General features: G+C 61.4%; 19 protein-coding genes. 9 read left to right on the forward strand and 10 right to left on the reverse strand.

The features are described from left to right. Positions 1–8: 8 nt before the first annotated feature. The 4 genes from ATH90_RS11200 to ATH90_RS11215 all read right to left on the reverse strand — a co-directional run bounded on the left by ATH90_RS11200 (position 9) and on the right by ATH90_RS11215 (position 4,740). Positions 9–911 (reverse strand): EamA family transporter, encoded by a 903-nt coding sequence (locus tag ATH90_RS11200; RefSeq protein ID WP_098466267.1) that lies wholly within the window; start codon positions 909–911, stop codon positions 9–11. A gap of 53 nt (positions 912–964) precedes the next feature. After that, the gene (gene asnB, locus ATH90_RS11205; protein ID WP_069023108.1) at positions 965–2,869 is read right to left on the reverse strand and encodes an asparagine synthase (glutamine-hydrolyzing); all 1,905 of its coding nucleotides are present in this window, start codon (positions 2,867–2,869) and stop codon (positions 965–967) included. Positions 2,870–2,914: 45 nt separating this feature from the next. Beyond that, complete coding sequence (locus tag ATH90_RS11210; RefSeq protein WP_069023110.1) at positions 2,915–3,874, reverse strand: diiron oxygenase; 960 nt, start codon at positions 3,872–3,874, stop codon at positions 2,915–2,917. Between the two features lie 80 nt (positions 3,875–3,954). Next, on the reverse strand, positions 3,955–4,740 hold the full coding sequence (locus ATH90_RS11215) for a crotonase/enoyl-CoA hydratase family protein (protein ID WP_016977256.1): 786 nt from the start codon (positions 4,738–4,740) through the stop codon (positions 3,955–3,957). Between the two features lie 107 nt (positions 4,741–4,847). Between ATH90_RS11215 and ATH90_RS11220 the strand changes: the two genes are divergently transcribed. From ATH90_RS11220 to ATH90_RS11230, 3 genes are all read left to right on the forward strand, one after another. Further along, the gene (locus tag ATH90_RS11220) at positions 4,848–5,645 is read left to right on the forward strand and encodes an AraC family transcriptional regulator (RefSeq protein ID WP_069023112.1); all 798 of its coding nucleotides are present in this window, start codon (positions 4,848–4,850) and stop codon (positions 5,643–5,645) included. A 103-nt stretch (positions 5,646–5,748) separates the two neighbouring features. Further along, positions 5,749–7,302, forward strand: coding sequence for a DUF726 domain-containing protein (locus ATH90_RS11225; RefSeq protein WP_098466268.1), 1,554 nt, complete (start codon positions 5,749–5,751; stop codon positions 7,300–7,302). Positions 7,303–7,343: 41 nt separating this feature from the next. After that, entirely contained in the window at positions 7,344–8,666 is a 1,323-nt protein-coding gene (locus ATH90_RS11230; protein WP_069023116.1) for an Nramp family divalent metal transporter, read from the forward strand. Positions 8,667–8,927: 261 nt separating this feature from the next. Here ATH90_RS11230 and ATH90_RS11235 read toward each other — a convergent pair whose 3' ends face one another. Then, on the reverse strand, positions 8,928–9,860 hold the full coding sequence (locus ATH90_RS11235; protein ID WP_098466269.1) for a LysR family transcriptional regulator: 933 nt from the start codon (positions 9,858–9,860) through the stop codon (positions 8,928–8,930). A 118-nt stretch (positions 9,861–9,978) separates the two neighbouring features. On the opposite strand from ATH90_RS11235, the gene ATH90_RS11240 reads away from it, so the two are divergent. From ATH90_RS11240 to ATH90_RS11250, 3 genes are all read left to right on the forward strand, one after another. Further along, on the forward strand, positions 9,979–10,467 hold the full coding sequence (locus ATH90_RS11240; RefSeq protein WP_069023120.1) for a DMT family transporter: 489 nt from the start codon (positions 9,979–9,981) through the stop codon (positions 10,465–10,467). Positions 10,468–10,471: 4 nt separating this feature from the next. Next, entirely contained in the window at positions 10,472–10,924 is a 453-nt protein-coding gene (locus ATH90_RS11245) for a DMT family transporter (RefSeq protein WP_069023122.1), read from the forward strand. A gap of 88 nt (positions 10,925–11,012) precedes the next feature. Next, a complete protein-coding gene (locus tag ATH90_RS11250; RefSeq protein ID WP_081327098.1) occupies positions 11,013–11,183 on the forward strand; it encodes a metallothionein in 171 nt (56 codons plus the stop codon). 121 nt (positions 11,184–11,304) lie between these two features. Here ATH90_RS11250 and ATH90_RS11255 read toward each other — a convergent pair whose 3' ends face one another. Together ATH90_RS11255 and ATH90_RS11260 are read right to left on the reverse strand one after the other, a co-directional pair. Next, entirely contained in the window at positions 11,305–11,577 is a 273-nt protein-coding gene (locus ATH90_RS11255) for a hypothetical protein (protein WP_098466270.1), read from the reverse strand. A gap of 16 nt (positions 11,578–11,593) precedes the next feature. Further along, complete coding sequence (locus ATH90_RS11260; RefSeq protein ID WP_069023127.1) at positions 11,594–11,836, reverse strand: DUF6555 family protein; 243 nt, start codon at positions 11,834–11,836, stop codon at positions 11,594–11,596. Positions 11,837–11,951: 115 nt separating this feature from the next. On the opposite strand from ATH90_RS11260, the gene ATH90_RS11265 reads away from it, so the two are divergent. The 3 genes from ATH90_RS11265 to ATH90_RS11275 all read left to right on the forward strand — a co-directional run bounded on the left by ATH90_RS11265 (position 11,952) and on the right by ATH90_RS11275 (position 13,968). Then, a complete protein-coding gene (locus ATH90_RS11265) occupies positions 11,952–12,716 on the forward strand; it encodes an AraC family transcriptional regulator (RefSeq protein ID WP_098466271.1) in 765 nt (254 codons plus the stop codon). Positions 12,717–12,805: 89 nt separating this feature from the next. Continuing rightward, positions 12,806–12,979, forward strand: coding sequence for a DUF1427 family protein (locus ATH90_RS11270; protein WP_012723684.1), 174 nt, complete (start codon positions 12,806–12,808; stop codon positions 12,977–12,979). Between the two features lie 29 nt (positions 12,980–13,008). Then, on the forward strand, positions 13,009–13,968 hold the full coding sequence (locus ATH90_RS11275; RefSeq protein WP_098466272.1) for a quinone oxidoreductase family protein: 960 nt from the start codon (positions 13,009–13,011) through the stop codon (positions 13,966–13,968). A gap of 20 nt (positions 13,969–13,988) precedes the next feature. Here the strand turns inward: ATH90_RS11275 and ATH90_RS11280 are convergent, their stop codons facing one another. The 3 genes from ATH90_RS11280 to ATH90_RS11290 all read right to left on the reverse strand — a co-directional run bounded on the left by ATH90_RS11280 (position 13,989) and on the right by ATH90_RS11290 (position 17,088). Beyond that, positions 13,989–15,032 (reverse strand): purine-nucleoside phosphorylase, encoded by a 1,044-nt coding sequence (locus tag ATH90_RS11280; protein ID WP_098466273.1) that lies wholly within the window; start codon positions 15,030–15,032, stop codon positions 13,989–13,991. Between the two features lie 14 nt (positions 15,033–15,046). Then, complete coding sequence (locus tag ATH90_RS11285) at positions 15,047–15,994, reverse strand: nucleoside-specific channel-forming protein Tsx (RefSeq protein WP_098466274.1); 948 nt, start codon at positions 15,992–15,994, stop codon at positions 15,047–15,049. A gap of 155 nt (positions 15,995–16,149) precedes the next feature. Further along, entirely contained in the window at positions 16,150–17,088 is a 939-nt protein-coding gene (locus tag ATH90_RS11290) for an AraC family transcriptional regulator (RefSeq protein ID WP_069023138.1), read from the reverse strand. Positions 17,089–17,263: the final 175 nt, after the last annotated feature.

A 17,263-nucleotide genomic window follows, 5' to 3' on the forward strand; every position in this document is an offset into this window, starting at 1 on the left:
TGCCATGACTATCTCTCCACGTGGGCAATCGGCTGCGGCTCCACCGGCGCCAGGTTGACCGGCTTGCGGTACAGGCCCACGGCCAGCCCTATGATGATGACGCCGATCGAGATCAGGTTGGGCGTGGAAATGCGCTCGTCGAGAATCAGCATCGAACTGGTGATACCGAACACCGGAATCAGCAGTGACAAGGGCGCCACGGTGGACACCGGGTACAGCTTGAGCAGCGAGTTCCAGCCCCAGTAGGCAAAGTGCGTCGCCAGGTACACCTGGAACAGGATCGACAGGATCGCCGTCAGGTCGAGGCTGGCTTGCAAGCCCTCGAAGGCGGCGCCGCCGTGCATCAACCAGGCCGTGATGAACAGCGGGATCGGCGGGATCAGGCTGGCCCACACCATGAACGAGAAGATCTCCTTGACCCCGGACTTCTTGATGATGACGTTGCCCACGCTCCACGCCACTGCGCTGAGCACGATCAGCATGACGCCCAGCACCGCATGGTTGCCTTCCTGGGTGGAGATGATCCCTGCCAGGCCGATCAGGGCCAGCACGGCACCGAGCATCTGCGCGCCGCGGATCTTCTCTTTGAACAGCACAAAGCCCCAGCCCATGGTGAAGAACACGCTGAGCTGAATGATCAATGAAGCGATACCCGGGCTCACGCCCACCTGGATGCCGTAGTTGATCACGCCCCACATGCCCAGCCCGAAGATGAAACCGTAGGCGGCCACGTAGCTGAACTTGACGGCAGGACGCTTGATAAAGAACACCAGCGGCAAGGCGGCGAGCGCGAAGCGAATGCCGGTGAGGACAAACGGGTCGATGGCGCGCAGGCCCAGCTTGGTGATGGGGAAGTTGACGCCCCATACCAGGGTGACGAGTACGGCGAGTGACAAATGTTTTTTCAGCATGGACCCTCCTTGGGTCAGGCGGCACGCCGCAATCGCGAGGTGCCGCCGGAAAGTCAGTTCAAGGCGAACCGTTTTTGCATCAGGCACAACCCGGCAATTTCCATCAGCAAGTTGTCTGCCGAGGCGCGTTGGGTGACAGACAAGCTTGGCAGGGTTGCCAGCAGGGCACGTACTTTACGTGGATCGAAGAACGGCACGTTACTCAATGCCGGGCCGCTCAACACGTCGTTGATCATTTCATACAGCTTCGATTGCGGGCTCTCGGACGCAGGCGGTGCACGGAAGTACTGCTTCTTGCGGTCCAGGACAGCCTGCGGCACATAAGGGCGCATGGCCTCGCGCAGGGCGTATTTTTCGGTGGCGCCGCGCACTTTCATGTTGACAGGCAAGCGGCACGCCGCCTCGATCACTTGGTGATCCAGCAGCGGTGGACGGCCTTCCAGGCTGCCGGCCATTTCCATGCGGTCGCCCAGGGAGGTCAGTACCACGTTGGGCAGGCTGGACTTGGCCACCATGTACAGCGAGCGGTTGACCGGTTCCCAGCCGTTGAGCGCCCGCGGGCTCAGGCGGTCGTAGAACTCGCGATAGGCATCGGTATTGCTGAAGCGCTCACGGAAGTCATCGCTGTACAGCTGAGCCAAGGGCCCGAACAACGCCGATTGGGTTTGCAACCAGGACACACCGTGGCCCAGTTCGTCCTGCACCCATTTCACATCGTTCTTGCCACCGGGCAGGTAGCGATCTTCGCTGGCGTGCAGGCGTCGGGTGAGCTCGGCGATTGCCGTCGGGTCCTGGTTTTCGTGGTTGTACAGCACCATGTCGCGTCGATAGTGCGGGTAGCCACCGAAGACTTCGTCAGCGCCTTCGCCGGTCAGTACCGCACGCATGCCCTGGTTCTGCACGTATTTGCACAGCAGGTACTTGGCCACGCTGTGGGCGTTGGCGAAGGGCATCTCGGCGTGCCACAGGGCATTTTCGAAGTTGTCCGCCATGTCGGAGGAGTTCACCGACAGCACGTTGAGATGGGCGCGGTTGTGCCGGGCGGCAATTTCGGCGTACTGGCGTTCGTCGTAGGCTTGCTCGCCTTCGAAGGACAAGTGGAATGCCTGCAGTGGCTGGCCGGTCAGTTCGGTGGCAATCCCCAGCATGGCCGACGAATCCAGGCCGCCACTGAGGCATACACCCACCGGTACATCGGCGTGCAAGCGCAACCGTACGGACTCTTCGATGGTGTGGCGCAGCGAGTCGATCATCTCGGCTTCAGTGCGTTGCTCGGTGGCCTGGGCATCGGGGAATTCCCAGTCCCAGTATTGCTCGGTTTGCAGGCCGCTTTCGTCGGCGATGATCCAGCAGCCGGGTTTGACGCTGCGAATGTTGTTGAACACGGTACGGTCGCGCAGGATGAAACCCCGGTTGGCATAGGCTTCGTGGTCCCACTGCGCGGGCACGCCGGCCGCGAGCAAGGCTTTGATTTCGGAAGCGAAGTACCAGGCGCCTTCATGCTCGGTGTAGTACAGCGGCTTGACGCCCACTCGGTCACGCACGGCAAACAGCTTTTTGCGCAGGCGGTCGAAGATCAGGATGGTGAACTCGCCGCGCAGTTGCTTGAGGCCGCGTACGCCGTGGCGGCGGTACAGGTGCATGGCGATTTCGCTGTCGGAAGACGTCTTGAAGCGGCAACCATAGCCTTCCAGCTCGGCGCGAATGCGTTGATAGTCATAGAACTCGCCGTTGACCATCATCACCAGGTCGCCCTCATCGGCGACGATCGGCTGGGTGCCGTTACCCAGGCCGACCAGGCCCAGGCGTACATAACCGAAAGCGGCCTGGCCCTTGGGGTCGAACCACTGGCTGGAGCTGTCTGGTCCACGGTGATGGATCGCACGCAGGGCGGCGTCGAACATGTTGGGGTTGAACGCACGAGGTTGCTTGGCGAAGACGCCAATGTATCCACACATGACAATTACTCTTTTAAATTTGTAGGGGGCAGCAGCACGCTGGGTTCAAACAGTGGTGACCGGTTCGGTCTTTTCCTGTAGCTCTGGCAGCACCGCTTCGGGGTGTATGCCAATGGCGCTGAGGATCTCGGGCATGGCCGAGTAGTCCGCTTCACCGGTCTCGGTAAAGTGCGTGGGGAGCAGCAGCGATTGATCGCCGAACACTTCGAGCAGTTGCGGCAGGATGATTCGCCACGCCGAAATCTCGCGCATCGGGAAAATCCGGATGGAGTTGGCGATACCGCGGGTGAACAACGCGGTTTGCTGCGGGGTGAACTCACCGACCACCTGCTGCACGAACAGCGGGAAGATGTGCTTGTGCACCAGCTCGTCTTTTTTGTGCAGGGCCACCACGTGACGGAACACCGGCTGGATATCCGGCGCATCGCTGAGGTCGGCCAGGTAGTCGCTGATAAAGGTCTCCGAGACCAGCGAGAACGCCAGGCGGTAGATCTTGAAGTCCGTCTCGGACAGGGTGGCCTGGGCCTGGCTCAAGTGGCGCGTCAGTTCCAGCTCCGGCCATTTGATGCGCATGCCGCGTTGGGTGATCGCCAGCTCGCACATGTTGATCGAGAACAGCGTGTGGTAAGCCTCATCCGCCAGGGTTTCGGAAATCGTCGCGGCGCTGGCGGAACTCAGGCGCGAGCCCAACTGCAGCAGGTCGATGCACGACGGGCAGATGATTTCGGTTTCGATAGCGATGGTTTTCTGGTTGTAGATGACCCAGCCGGCCGACAGGATCAGCAGCTTCAGGGCATGCGGGTAGTTCTGGTAATGCGGGTCATGGGCGAAAGGTAACAGGGCCTCGAGAAAGTCCGGCGCCTGCAGGTCCAGCTGGATATCCGGGCGTTGGGAGTCGAGCTTGATCTGGGCGCGTTTGTGCCAGCTGCGTTCGATTTTGATCAATCGTTCATCGGCCGCGTCATTGCTGCGATAAAGATCGTCTTGAGTGCTGTGCTGAAACATGGTTTCACCGGGTTGAAAGTGAGTTGTGAAGGCCATCCATGGTTTGCCGAGGTGGGCTCGGCAACGTTCACGACCGGGAGTTACACCGCTGGCGCGGTCTGGATCTTGTCCTTCTTGCGATCCAGGAAGTCCGCCAGGCGATCCTGTGTGCGGATGTCGGAAGACACCACTGCGGCAATCAAGGCCTCTGTCATGAGGCCGTCCTGCTGGCTCTGATCGACAATGCGTGGCAACACGTGAGTCACCGCGTAGTTGGTCATGGGCAGGTTGCCGGCGATCTTGTGCGCCAATTCGGTGGCCTTGAGTACCGCCTGGCCAACCGGCACCAGGTACTGGGCCACGCCGCGCTCATAGCTTTCCTTGGCGTAGAGCGTGCGACCGGTGAGCATCATGTCGGTCATCAGGGCGATGCCGGCGATGCGTGGGAAACGTACCGATGCACCGACGCCGACATACAAGCCGCGCATGGCCTCGGGCAGCGAGAAGAAGGCGCTGTCATCCACCACGCGCAGGCTGCAGGCGGTGGCGATTTCCAGGCCACCACCGATGGCGGCACCGGTAATGGCCGCCACCACGGGCACCTTGCCGAACTGGATCAGTTCGAAGGTCTTGTGCCATTCGCGGAAGGCCTGGACGTTATCGATGACCGATTGGTCGCGGATTTCCGACAGGTCCAACCCCGTGCAGAAATGCTGGCTGGTGCTGTAGAGCACGGCGGCACCAATGCCCTCGGGCATGTTGGTGAAGGTATCGCGCAGTTCGTGCATGACTTCCAGAGACATGGCGTTTCGCTTCTGCGGGCGGTTGAGTCCCACCATCAGAACGGCGCCGTCTACTCGTACGTCCAAGTAGTTTTTGACACTCATTTTCCGAATATCCCTTCGATATGAACCCAACTTGGGGAGCGACGATTCTAGGTGGCAGATTAATGGCCCGCTTGCTATGTCAGGTCATACTTTGACAAAATCGGGCCATGCCGCCGACCTTCACCTTTTCGCCCTACGAACCCGATAGCCCCGAAGCGGTGGTGACGCTGCGCGAGTACCCATCTGGCACCGTGTTTCCAAGGCATACCCACCGGCGCGGGCAGTTCGCCTATGCCTCGACAGGCGCGTTGAAAATGTTCACCGACCTGGGTAATTGGGTCGTGCCGCCCCAGCGCGCGATCTGGGTGCCGGGCGGGGTGGCGCACGAGATGCACATGCGCGGCGACGTGGTGATGCTCAATACCTACCTGGACGACGACGCGGCACGACGCGCCGGGTTGCAGGACTACTGCCAGGTGTTTGGCGTCTCGCCGCTGTTGCGCCATCTACTGGAGGCGGCACTCGCGATTGGGCCATCGGCCTCGCCCAGCGTCCGTGATCGTTGCGTGCTGACCCTGTTGATCGATGAAATCGGCACCATGCCCGAGTTGCCATTGAGTGCGCCGCTGCCTTCGGAGTCGCGCCTGGCCCGTTCTTGTCAGCGCTTTCTCGAGGCGCCCACGCAGAAAATCTCGATTGGCGAGATGGCCGATTGGTCGAGCATGAGCCGGCGCACGTTTACGCGTAACTTTCGCGAGTGCACCGGTATGACCTTTGTTTCGTGGCGCCAGCAGGTGTGTCTGCTGGAGGCCACCGCGCGGCTCAGCCATGGCTCGTCCATCACGGATGTGGCGTTCGAGTTGGGTTTCAGCAGCTCCAGCGCCTTCACGTCGGTGTTCCGCCGTAACCTGGGCGATTCGCCGGCGCGTTACCTGGCCAAGTCCAAGGCCGCTTCCATATTCTGAAAGGATGAGCCGGCCAACCGGGTGCCTTTTCCCCCAGCGGTACGGCGTTGAGCCTCGCCCTTTGTTACTATCGCCGTCCCTTGCCATCAGGAGTCACTGCCCCATGCAGCACCAGTGGGATGAAATGCACCGCACCCGCAAGCCCACGTTCGTACTGTGTGGCGAGCCTCAGGGCGATGTGCTCAATCTCTATGTTCACGGTTATTCGGCGTTCTTCAACCGGCAACAACTGGGCAGCTTCAAGGAGCAGTTGGCGAGTATCGAAGGCTCGACCAACCTGATGCTGTTCTGGCCGGCGGGGCATTTCCTGGAAAGCCTGTTTGCCCCCGTCAAGGATGTGATTGGCGCGATGCTTGGCGGCGGTGGCCTGGGCGCGGCGACTGTCGGGGTGGGCAAGGCGATTGCGTATTTCCTCGACCACTACAAAAGCGTCGAGGCGCGGGTGGACGAAGTCGCCAGGAGCCTGCTGCCGGAATTGGCCAGCTACCTGCACGGTGAGTCCATGGCGGTCCGGCGTATCAACTTGATCGGCCATTCGCTTGGCGCACGTATTCTGGTCAAGAGCCTGCTCGCCAGCCCTGAAACCGCTCGCGAACTGCCGCTGGACAATCTGCTGTTGATGGGGGGCGCAATCTGCACGTCGAGCCCGTGGGATGAAGTCTCGGCGCCGCTCAAGGGGCGGGTGATCAATTGCCACTCCAGCAAGGACTGGGCCCTGGCCATGAAGCCGGACACCGAGCGCTGCATCGGCCGCTATGCGATCCCGGTGACGCCGGCACTGAAAGCCAAGATCACCAACGTGCACCTGGCGACCTTCGACCATGCCGCCTACTGGCCGCAGTTGCAGACGGTGGTGCAGTACACCGACCTGTTGCACGAGCGACGCGGCATGATTCGCGCCGACCAGCGCAGCCCCGAAGTGCGTTTTGCCGAAGAAGACGCGGAGTTGTTCCCCGCGCTGGTGCAGGCGCGGCCGGAGGAGTTGAAGTTCCTCGCCGAATTGATGGCACAAAAGCGCAGTGCGTCTATCGACGCCACGGTGCGCGAGCCGCTCAAGCTGGCTATCGAATTGCAGCGCATGGGCGGCGATACCTTCATGAACCTGGCCCGTGGGCATGGTGTGAGTTACCGTCAGATCGCCGAAGATGTGGTTCAGCGGCTGGGGATCAAGTTCGATGAGCCGCTCGATACCGTCGAATTGGCCGACCTGGAAGCCCAGGTCGCCGAGAAGCTCATCGAACAGTACAAGGACAAACTCAGCAACGCCGATCGCCAGGTGTTCGACGCCGAACTCAAGGCCGCTGCGCAGAAGGAGCAGGGGATGTTCAGCCGTTTCGACGTCGGCCGCTCCGCCACCACCGCATTGAGTGGCACGGCGCTGGCGGGGCTGACCGGGTTTATCCTGCGCCGAGGGGCCGCCACGGCTATCCCGGTGGTCGGCCAGGCCCTGGCAGCGGCGATGCTGCTGGTGAGTGGGGTGCGCGCGTTTTCAGGCCCGGCCTATTCGATTACCACCCTGGCAGTGCTGGTGATTGGCGTGATTCGCCAGCGGATGGAGCGTGAGGCGCTGAATCAGGAGATGGACCTGGTGGTGCAAGTGGTCGAAACGTTCGACCTGCCGCGTGAGACGGTGATGCGCACGGTCGCGCCCGACTGATAAGCTGCGCCTCTGTCGAGTGTGTTTGCCTGGGATCCCGCGTGAAATTCAGCCTGCCAAAAATTGCTACCGCCCCGTTTTGCCCGCCGGAAGTGGCCGGCTCCGTTGCCGTGGATCCCAAGGCTTCGTTCTTCAAGCGCGTGCTGATGTTCGCCGGCCCGGGCCTGTTGATTTCCATCGGTTACATGGACCCTGGCAACTGGGCCACGGCCATCGAGGCGGGCTCTCGCTACGGTTACAGCCTGTTGTTCGTGGTGCTGCTCGCCAGCCTGGCGGGGATGGCGGTGCAGTGCCTGTGCTCGCGGCTGGGCATTGCCACCGGCAAGGACCTGGCGCAACTGTGCCGCGAGCGTTATAGCAAGCGGTCGGCACGCACTCAGTGGCTACTCGCGGAAATCTCCATCATTGCCACCGACCTTGCCGAGGTGCTCGGCTGTGCCCTGGCATTTCACTTGCTGCTGGGTGTGTCGCTGACCACCGGGATTGTCATCACCGCCTTCGATACCTTGCTGATCCTGGCCCTGCAGAACCGGGGGTTCCGCCGTCTGGAAGCGATCATGCTGGCCCTGGTGGCGACCATTGGCGTGTGTTTCTTTATCGAACTGGTCCTGATCAAGCCTTACTGGCCGGACGTGTTCAGCGGCTTCACGCCATCCCTCTCGGCCATCAGCGACGCTGCGCCGCTGTACCTGGCCATCGGGATTCTCGGGGCCACGGTGATGCCTCATAACCTCTACCTGCACAGCTCCATTGTGCAAACCCGCCTGATCGGCAAGGACCTCGCCAGCAAACAGGACGCGGTCAAGCTGGCACGCATCGACACCATCGGTTCACTGGCCCTGGCCCTGCTGGTCAACGCCGCGATCCTGGTGCTGGCAGCTGCAGCCTTCCACAAGACCGGCCACACGGATGTGGTCGAAATCCAGGACGCCTACCACCTGCTCGACCCCCTGGTGGGGGGCGCGTTCGCCAGCATCCTGTTCGGTATCGCGTTGCTGGCCTCCGGGCAAAGCTCCACCTTTACCGGCACCATCGCCGGGCAGGTGATCATGGAGGGCTACCTCAACCTGCGTATTCCCTGCTGGCAAAGGCGCCTGATCACCCGTGGGCTGGCGTTGATCCCGGCGTTTCTGGGGGTATGGCTGATGGGCGACGACGCCATCGGCAAGCTGCTGATCCTCAGCCAGGTAGTGCTCAGCCTGCAATTGCCGTTCGCGTTGTATCCATTGATCCGCATGACCGGTGATAAACAGCTGATGGGGCCGTTCGTGAATCGGTTGCCGACACGGTTGCTGGCGTGGTTCCTGTTCGCGGTAATCAGTGGGGCGAATGCCTGGCTGATTGGGCAGTGGGTGTTTGATTAAGGGCGCAGGTTAAACAAAAGGACCTGTGCTCGAATGCATCCAGGGTGTGCGCCGGAAGGGGCGCATCAAAGCCTTCAGCCATTGACCATTTCCCTTTCATTGCGCCGATCCGAGGACCCGCTGGCAGTTCTACCGCGATATCCATGGAGGGGGAGGGTTACAGGCTGCCCAACACGCGACGCACAAAGATGCTGGCCGGTTAAATCAGGTCGGAACTACTTTTTGTCGTAGGAAATACCTCCCGCGACGCACCTGCGCCCGTCACCGATCCCAATACGGCACACCGCCAAAACATTCCACAAAGTAATCGATCACCGTGCGCACTTTCAGCGACAAGCGCCGGCTACCTGGCCATAGCGCCGCAATCTGCTGCGGCTCAAGCGTGGTGGCCACTTCATAGTCGGTCAGCACCGCCTGCAAGGTGCCTGCACGCAAGCCTTCGCCGATCAGCCAGGAAGGAAACACCACCAGCCCCAACCCTTGCTCGGCGGCGTGGGTCAAGGTGTCGGCGTGGTTGCCGGTGATCGGCCCCTTGACGCTATAGGGCGTCCAGTCGTCCTGGCCTTTGCGGAAGAACCAGCGTTGCTGGCCGGTGATGCCTTTGTAGGCCAGGCACTGGTGGTGGGTCAGTTCGTCGGGGTGTTGGGGCGTGCCATGCCGGGCCAGGTAGGCGGGGCTGGCGGCGATGCGAAAGCGCTGGGGGGCAAAGATGCGTGCCTGCATGCTGGAGTCGTTGAGCACGCCGATACGGAACAGCAGGTCGGTGCCATCTTGCAACGGGTCGACGTAGGTGTCGGTTTGCTGGATGTCCAGTTGCAGCTTCGGGTAGCGCCTGCACAACTCGCCCAGCCACGGTGACAGGTGACGCTGGCCGAAGACCATCGGCGCATTGATGCGCACCAATCCGCTGGGTTCGCTTTCCTGTTCTTGCAGGGCCTGGCCGGCGGCTTCCAGCTGTTCCAGCATCAACCGCGCGTGCCGCCCGAGCAGGCGCCCGGCCTCGGTAGGGCTGACGGCGCGGGTATGGCGGTACAGCAACTGCTGGCCGAGGGCCTGCTCCATCAACTGTATCTGCCGAGAGATGGAGGAGGGTGCCAGGCCCTCACGGCGCGCCACTTCGGAAAAACTGCCGAAATCCAACACCGCGACAAACAGGCGTAGCGCCTTGAAACTCAGTTCGTTCAAGCCTTGCATCATGTCTCCATGCTGTGCGTTTTACGCAAAGGTGTTGTTGGCATGCTCCCATTTATCGCACAGGACTGCCACTGGATAATGCGCGCCATCCAATCCTTTGTTGATGTGCAGGTGATGTATGCAAGCAAGTTCTATCGAGGGCGTGGCGCAAGCCAAGCCGAAAAACAGCGGCCTGCGACTGCTGTTGTTGCCGCTGGTGATCCTGGCCGGCATGGGCCTGTCGGTGGAGGCGGGGTTGCTCGGGCCGCTGGGTGTGCAGGTCGGCCATTTATGGGCGACGTTGAGCATTTTCGGGGTGGGCTCGGCGATCCTGTTTCTGCTGCTGTTGTTCAGTGGTCCGCAAAAGGGACCGGCGTTGTCCACCCTGCCGCGCTGGCAGTTGATCGGCGGTTTCCTGGGGCCGATCTACGTGGTGGTGCTGACGCTGGCCACGCCGCATATCGGTATTGCGATGACCATGATCGCGATTCTGTCGGGGCAGGTTGGCAAGAGCGTGCTGATCGACCATTTCGGCTGGTTCGGCACGGCGCGCAAGCGGGTCAATGGCGAGCGCTGGATTGCCCTGGCGTTGATTGTGGTGGCACTTGTTCTGATTGCACGAGGTTAAGGCGATGAATCTGATTCTGTTACTGGTAGTCGTGGTTGCCGCAGGGGCGGTGTTGAGCGTGCAGGCAGCCATCAATGGTCGCCTGGGACAGGCCGTGGGTGTATTGCGGGGCAGCCTGGTGACCTTTGTGGTGGGGGCGATTGTCACCGCGTTGTTGATCCTGTTCTTTGAGCCCGCCCAGGCGGTGAGCTTGCTGGATGTGCCGAAATGGCAACTGACCGGCGCGTTGTTCGGTGTGGTGTACATGATGGTAATGGTTGGCGCGGTGCCGGTGGTTGGCACGGCTGTCGCCACTGTCGCGGTGATCGTCGGCCAACTGGGCATGGGCATGTTGATCGACAACTTCGGCTGGCTGGGCAACCCGGCCATTGAATTGTCGGCCAGCCGGGTCGTGGCGATGGCCTGCCTGGCATTGGCGCTGGTGTTCATGTACCGCAGCAATACCCGCACCGACTGATGATTTGAACCATCGGCGGCGGGCCGCAGTCACTGCTTAAGGTGCCGGCGTCCGCCGCACCGGGACGACCATGAAGAAGGAGTCTGACATGCCAGATAAAACCTGTGCCTGCCCACACTGCAAGTGTGTATTGGGGGCTGATGCGGTAATGAAGGACGGTCAGGGCTATTGCTGCCAGGGCTGTGCCGAGCACCATGCCCATGGCGAACCGTGCGCAGCGGCCACGGGCTGCGAATGCGCCAAGTCGGCCAAAGGCTGAATGCGTTCACAACGGGGGGCGCTGGCTTGCCTGCAGTGGCGGTGAGTCAGCCACCCATCAGTCATTGATACGCTGCCATCGCAGGTAAGCCAACTTCCACACGCCCTGTGCGTGATGTTGGCTACTGGGTTTCCAGTTCAAGCCGCAGGCTATGGTCTGACAGCCGCTGGCTATCCTTTACGACCGCGCTGGTGCGTCGCCCCTCGAGGGCAAACACCACGGTGTGAGCTGCGTGCAGGTCATCCGGCAAAGGCTGGAACACCTTGAGCACCGTCCAGCCTGGTTGCTGTTGGAGGCTCACCTGGCATTCGACATGCTTGGCCAAGGGCCCAAAAAGAGTGTCCTGGGTGTAGTCAATGCGCGCCTTGCCATTGACCGCTACCGGCAAATCCATGGTTATCCCTTCCTTATCAAGCCTGGGCGCGCGCGTCCGAGCGGCGCCATTGCACGTTGGTAATGCCGAATTTCTCAGCTTGCTGCTGGCTGGTCTTCTTCACTTGCTCACGAGCAAAGCGGCCGATGCGGCCGACGCCCGCGTCACAACTGGCCCAGTGCCAGGCTTCAGCGGCATCGAGCTTTTCCAGGCGAATGATGAATGACTTGGGCTCGCCATGCAGCGTGTAGTCGATCACAAACAGTTTTGCGTTATTCATTGGTCCATTGACCCTCCCGGTATAAACAAGTGATCACCCGCGACTGTAAAAATTCACTCGGATTGTCGAGCGGTGGTCATTACCATGGCGGCTCACCCTGATTGATGTGCACCCTATGGCCCAGGCCGCGCCGCCCGACCTCAGTGATCATGCCGTTCCCGTGCAGCCCCTGGCGCGCACGTACCCGCGTGGGCTGTACGTTGAACCCCACAGCCATGACTGGGGGCAGTTGCTCTATGCCATGAGCGGCGTGATGTGGGTCGAGACCCCGCGCGAAGCCCTGGTGGTGCCGCCGCAGCGTGCGGTTTGGCTGCCGCCGGGTGTAGAGCATGGGATTCGAGTGGTATCGGATCTGCAGATGCGCAATATCTACTTGCGCCCGGCGCTCGCAGCGACGCTGGACAGCCAGGTGCAGGTGATCGAAGTCGGTGGGTTGCTGCGGGAGCTGATCGTGACCCTGGTGGACGAGGGCGACAGCGGTGAGGCGGGTTACTACGACGCAGTGGTCAGCCTGGCCTTGCTGGAGTTGCAACGGGCGCGTCGCTCGAAAATCCGCATCGCCATGCCGGTGGAGGCCGACCGCCGCCTCGTCAACGCCTGCCAGGCGGTCATGGCCGCGCCATCCCTGGAGATCCCGTTTGAGCAACATGCCGAAACCGCCGGTGCCAGTGTGCGCACCCTGGCGCGGCTGTTCCAGCACAACCTGGGCATGGGCTTCGCCGAGTGGCGTCGCCAGGTGCAACTGGCCACGGCAGTGGCGGAGTTGATCCAGGGCCAGTCCGTCGGCAGCATTGCCCGCTCCCTCGGTTACTCGCCCAGTAGCTTCAGCGACATGTTCCGCCGCGAACTCGGTGTAGCGCCTTCCCACTACCTGGGTTAAAGGGTTGGCCGAAATCCCGAAGCACTTGGCCGATGCTTCAGGATTCGTCTCTCTAGACTGAGCGCATCCACCCACACGGCGCTGACCTCATGAACTACCTGATTTCCCTCGCCATTGGCCTGTTTGTCGGCGTGATCTACGGCGCCCTGGATTTCCGCTCGCCCGCACCCCCAGCCATCGCCTTGATCGGCCTGATGGGCATGCTGCTGGGCGAAAAGCTCTGGCCCATGGGCCGGCAGTTGGTGGGCACCTGGTTGTCTTGATCCCTTTTTCTCTTCGATGGATATTGGCCATGAAAGCACTGCAATTTACTGCCACCGGTGATCTCGCCGCCCTCAGTTTTGTCGACGTCGCCACTCCGGTCCCGGCCGCGGGTGAAGTGCTGGTACAGGTCAAGGCCGCCGGCCTCAACCCCAGCGACGTCAAGAACGTGCTCGGCCGTTTTCCCTACACCACCTTGCCACGCATTCCCGGTCGCGACTTTGCCGGTGTCGTCGTGGAGGGACCACAGGAACTGGTCGGGCAGGACGTCTGGGGCACTGGCCGCGACCTGGGTTTTTTTGCCGACGGTTCCCATGCCCAGTACCTCACCGTGTCGGCCAAGGGCGTAGCGCATAAGCCGACCCATTTGAGTTTTGCCCAGGCAGCCAGCCTCGGCGTGCCGTACACCACCGCCTGGGACGCGCTGGAGCGCAGCGGTGTGGGGAAAGGCACGCGGTTGCTGGTGATCGGCGCCAATGGTGCTGTCGGCAGCGCGGCATTGGCCCTGGCGAACATTCGCGGTGCCCAGGTGCTGGCCGCAGTGCGGCGTCCTGAGCAGGTTGCGGTGTTGCAGGGGCAGGGCTTCGAGGCGATTGCCCTGGGCACGCCGGAAGAACTGGGTGCGGCGGTGAATGCCGTGTTCAAGGGCGGTGCCGATGTGATTTTCGACACCACGGGGTTCTGGCTGCCGGCGGCGGTGGCAGGCCTGGCGCCGTTCGGTCGCATCGCCATTATCGCGGCACCGGTGGACGGCCATGTGCAACTGCCGGCACTGGCCTTGTATCGCAAGGGCGGCTCGGTAGTGGGGATCAATTCGCTGCTCTACAACTGCGAACAATGCGCGGTCATGCTGGAGCAGTTCGGGCGCTTCTTTGACGAGGGCTTGCTGCCGCTGCCCACCGGCCTGCGTGAGGTGGCGCTGGCCGATGGGGTGCAGTGCTTCGACGCGGTAAACCAGGGCAGTGCGGACAAAATCATCTTCCTGCCCTGACGGCGCCTATGGGTGGATCCTCACGCTTCTGGAACGCCTTTCTCCCATGCTGACCAGTTCTTGAGGATCGCCTGCACCAACGGGTTACCCGTGCGGTACAGGTTTTCCAGCGCCGGCACGAAGCCCCCTTGATCGGCGTATTTGAGCAGGTTGTCCACTTCGCTGTAGCCAGGGTACGGGCGGTCGAAGTCCGAGCCGGCACGCACCACCGCCAGGCGCTGGATATCCACCAGGCCTTCGCGGCTGGCGCGTAGCAGGGCTTCATAGGTGGAATTGTCTTCCTGCTGGGTGGTGCAGTACTCGCCCTTGTTGTCGGTCAGCAACTGGGTCCAGACTTCGGCGCGTTCGCTTAAACGAGTGCCCGAGAACCAGGTGTTGCCCGCCAGCGTGTCGCAACGGGTGACTTGTGGCGGCTGGTTGGCAGGGGCGGCAGGGTAGTGCTTGCGCCAGGCGCTGGACTCCTTGCTTTCCGTCAGCTCGACTTTCTGCGACAAGGCGAAGGCCTTGGCCTGCAACTTGGGGTTCAGCTCAAACACTTCGGTCTTGTAATCCAAGGGTGGTTTTTCGTTGGGCCCCTTGGTGTTGATGCCGATATAGCCGGTCGGCCAATCCTTTGGGGCATCCCGTGAATCCAGCTCCCATTGAGTGCCGAACTCCACCAGGTAGTGCGCCCAGGCAGCGGTGCCGAGGGTGCCGTGCTTGGGGTTGATACCGGCGATTCCGGCGATCAGGAAGTAGCTCTGGCGCAAGTCGAACTTGGGTGACAGGGCCAGGGCGAGGGTGGACGCGGCGGCATTGGTCTGGCCCATGCCGGTCACCAGCAGGCACACGTCCTGGGTGTTGCAGCGGATCACCGGGTACTCAGCCGACAAGCCTGGCACGCGCACTTGCTGCTTGAGTTCCAGTCGATCGATCCAGGTTTGCGCTTCCGGGGCGAACATGGTGATCAGCATGACCTTGGGTTTGATCGGCGCCGGTGCATCCGCCAGCACCACGTGGGGCAGCAGGGCCAGGCCGACAGCCATCGAGAAGCCGGTAACGGAGAGACGGGTAAACGCTTTCATCTAAAGCTCCTTGATTAGAATTGGTAGCCCACGCCGGCGTAGTAGCCCCAGCCGTCGGACCGGGCGCGAAAGTTGCCTTCGCCGAAATTCAGCTCGCTGCCGTCTTCCCAGTTGCCGCCGTTATGGAAATAACGACCGACCAGGGTAAAGCGCAGGTGGGTAAACGAATACAACAGCACATTGGTCGCCACCACGGAGTTGGCGGTGCGCGCCGGGTTGTCCTTGTGCAGGTCCGAACCGAAATCGTAGTTGGTGAAGCCGATGTAAGTCAGCGAGGCGCCGTTATCGAACTTGCCGATGGGCACGATGTACTTCATTTGCGCGCGGTAGCCGTCCCAGGAATATTCGTTACTGGCGCCATAGTTTTCCCACTGGTAACGCCCGTAGAAGTTGGCCGACAGGTTGACCCGCGAGTGGGTGTCGATGTCGGTGCCGAGGCCGCTGTACAAGGCATTGGCGCGGTTTTCCTTGTTGCTGCCGTGGTCGTAGATCCAGTCGAACGCCACGTACCATTCCTTGAATGGCCCGATGGCCAGGCTGCGGCCCGCCAGGTAGTCGATGGAGATGCGCGGCTCGTGCTCCATGAACACTGGCGAGCCATGGTCCCACACGCCTTTGTCATTACTGTTACCGATCGTGAGGATCTTAGGCACGTCGATATAGCCGTACAACTCGAAGGGTCCCTTGCGGCCGAAGTACTCGTATTCCAGATAGATGTCATCTTGCGGCTTGGGGCCGAAGCTGATGTCTTTGCTGCCGATCAACGTCAGGTCCTGGTTGAACCAGTCCGACAGGTACGCGCCTTTTTTTGCCGGGCTGGCTTCAGGGCTGAGGGTTTCGCCCTGTGCTGAGTCATCGGCGGGTTTCTCCTGCGCCAAAATGGGGGCGCTGAGTACTCCCGTAACGGCGGCCAGTAGCAGGGAAACACCAAGGGAAGCAGGGTGCCAAGAGGAGTGATGCATTGAAAATCCCTATTCGTACGCGGTTTGGACCCGATTCTTCGGGTGGGGGTGAACTGGGTGGCCAAGTTCGTACCGCAAACGTTTGCACAGGCTGTACCAACTTTGCTCAATCGATTGATCAGCCTGAAAAAAAATGGGATTAGTCGACCTTTTGGTCAGAATTGACTGGGTGTCATTTTTTCAATGCGTTGGAACAGATGCATCGCCGTTTCCCGCCGATAGTCACTCGGCGTCTGGTTCATCTCGATGCGAAAGTGCCGGTTGAAATTGGACAGGTTGGCGTAGCCCACTTCAAAGCAGATGTCGGCCACCGACATGTCACTTTGCAGCAACAGCCGGCAGGCGCGTTGCACACGGAACTTGCGCATCAGGTCGATGAACCCGTGGCCGGTGTTGCGCTTGAAGAAGCGCGAGAAGCCTGGTTCGCTCATGTCCAGCTGTTGTGCGATCACCGACAAGCGCACATCGCCCGTCAGCTCGCGCATCAAATAGTCAAACGCCTTGTTGATGCGCTCGGCGCTGCGCGCGTCCAGGGTCGGCGCATAGCACGGGCTGGCCAGGGCCTTGACCTGCTGCGGCGGGGCGTTTTTCAGGGTGTCGAGCAATTGCAGGAACAGGATCAACCGGTGCAGGCCATGGGCGCTGCCGATGGCTTCCATCAGATTCGCTGCGGTGACGGCAGTGTCGCCTATGAATTCCAGACCGCGACGAGCCTGTTCGAACAATGCCGACAGGTCCCCGAGTTCCGGCAAGGTCTTGCGCAGGGCGAGGAGGGCGGCGCCGTCAAATTGCAGCACCACGTCGCGGCCGCTCAGGGACTCGCCGGGCGCCAGCTCGCCGATCCAGTCGTGGGGCAGGTCGGGGCCGATCAGCGCCACATGCCCGGCACTGAATGCACCGATATAGTCGCCGGCCACCAGTTTGCCGCTGCCTTGGCGGATCAGGTGGATTTCGAATTCGGGGTGGTGGTTCCAGCGCGCCAGGTCATAGGGATAGTCGTGTTCGAACCAGCGAAAGCAATGATCCGGTTCGGGCAGGATCACTTCGAGTTCAGCGGGGCGATGTTCGAACAGTTGGGCGCGACTGACGGGCATGGTGATGCCTCTGTTAGAGGTTGGATCGTCTCAAAATACGCGGGTTGGTAACGGACGCGCTACCCCCGGTTTCGCCCGGCACTGATACTTTTTTAACTTCCAGTCAGCGGTTAAAAAAGTATCGGTCGAGCATTCGCCATGCGTTTGTGAGGGCTTGGCCAAGCTGCTGTAATCG

It is taken from the genome of Pseudomonas lurida (assembly GCF_002563895.1).
In the GTDB taxonomy this organism is placed as follows: Bacteria; Pseudomonadota; Gammaproteobacteria; order Pseudomonadales; family Pseudomonadaceae; genus Aquipseudomonas; species Aquipseudomonas lurida.

Coding starts and splice junctions, on each gene's coding strand:
- ATH90_RS11200 (WP_098466267.1), bottom strand. CDS start 911: ATGCTGAAAAAACATTTGTCACTCGCCGTACTCGTCACCCTGGTATGG.
- asnB (WP_069023108.1), bottom strand. CDS start 2,869: ATGTGTGGATACATTGGCGTCTTCGCCAAGCAACCTCGTGCGTTCAAC.
- ATH90_RS11210 (WP_069023110.1), bottom strand. CDS start 3,874: ATGTTTCAGCACAGCACTCAAGACGATCTTTATCGCAGCAATGACGCG.
- ATH90_RS11215 (WP_016977256.1), bottom strand. CDS start 4,740: ATGAGTGTCAAAAACTACTTGGACGTACGAGTAGACGGCGCCGTTCTG.
- ATH90_RS11220 (WP_069023112.1), top strand. CDS start 4,848: ATGCCGCCGACCTTCACCTTTTCGCCCTACGAACCCGATAGCCCCGAA.
- ATH90_RS11225 (WP_098466268.1), top strand. CDS start 5,749: ATGCAGCACCAGTGGGATGAAATGCACCGCACCCGCAAGCCCACGTTC.
- ATH90_RS11235 (WP_098466269.1), bottom strand. CDS start 9,860: ATGCAAGGCTTGAACGAACTGAGTTTCAAGGCGCTACGCCTGTTTGTC.
- ATH90_RS11240 (WP_069023120.1), top strand. CDS start 9,979: ATGCAAGCAAGTTCTATCGAGGGCGTGGCGCAAGCCAAGCCGAAAAAC.
- ATH90_RS11245 (WP_069023122.1), top strand. CDS start 10,472: ATGAATCTGATTCTGTTACTGGTAGTCGTGGTTGCCGCAGGGGCGGTG.
- ATH90_RS11250 (WP_081327098.1), top strand. CDS start 11,013: ATGCCAGATAAAACCTGTGCCTGCCCACACTGCAAGTGTGTATTGGGG.
- ATH90_RS11255 (WP_098466270.1), bottom strand. CDS start 11,577: ATGGATTTGCCGGTAGCGGTCAATGGCAAGGCGCGCATTGACTACACC.
- ATH90_RS11260 (WP_069023127.1), bottom strand. CDS start 11,836: ATGAATAACGCAAAACTGTTTGTGATCGACTACACGCTGCATGGCGAG.
- ATH90_RS11265 (WP_098466271.1), top strand. CDS start 11,952: ATGGCCCAGGCCGCGCCGCCCGACCTCAGTGATCATGCCGTTCCCGTG.
- ATH90_RS11270 (WP_012723684.1), top strand. CDS start 12,806: ATGAACTACCTGATTTCCCTCGCCATTGGCCTGTTTGTCGGCGTGATC.
- ATH90_RS11275 (WP_098466272.1), top strand. CDS start 13,009: ATGAAAGCACTGCAATTTACTGCCACCGGTGATCTCGCCGCCCTCAGT.
- ATH90_RS11280 (WP_098466273.1), bottom strand. CDS start 15,032: ATGAAAGCGTTTACCCGTCTCTCCGTTACCGGCTTCTCGATGGCTGTC.
- ATH90_RS11285 (WP_098466274.1), bottom strand. CDS start 15,994: ATGCATCACTCCTCTTGGCACCCTGCTTCCCTTGGTGTTTCCCTGCTA.
- ATH90_RS11290 (WP_069023138.1), bottom strand. CDS start 17,088: ATGCCCGTCAGTCGCGCCCAACTGTTCGAACATCGCCCCGCTGAACTC.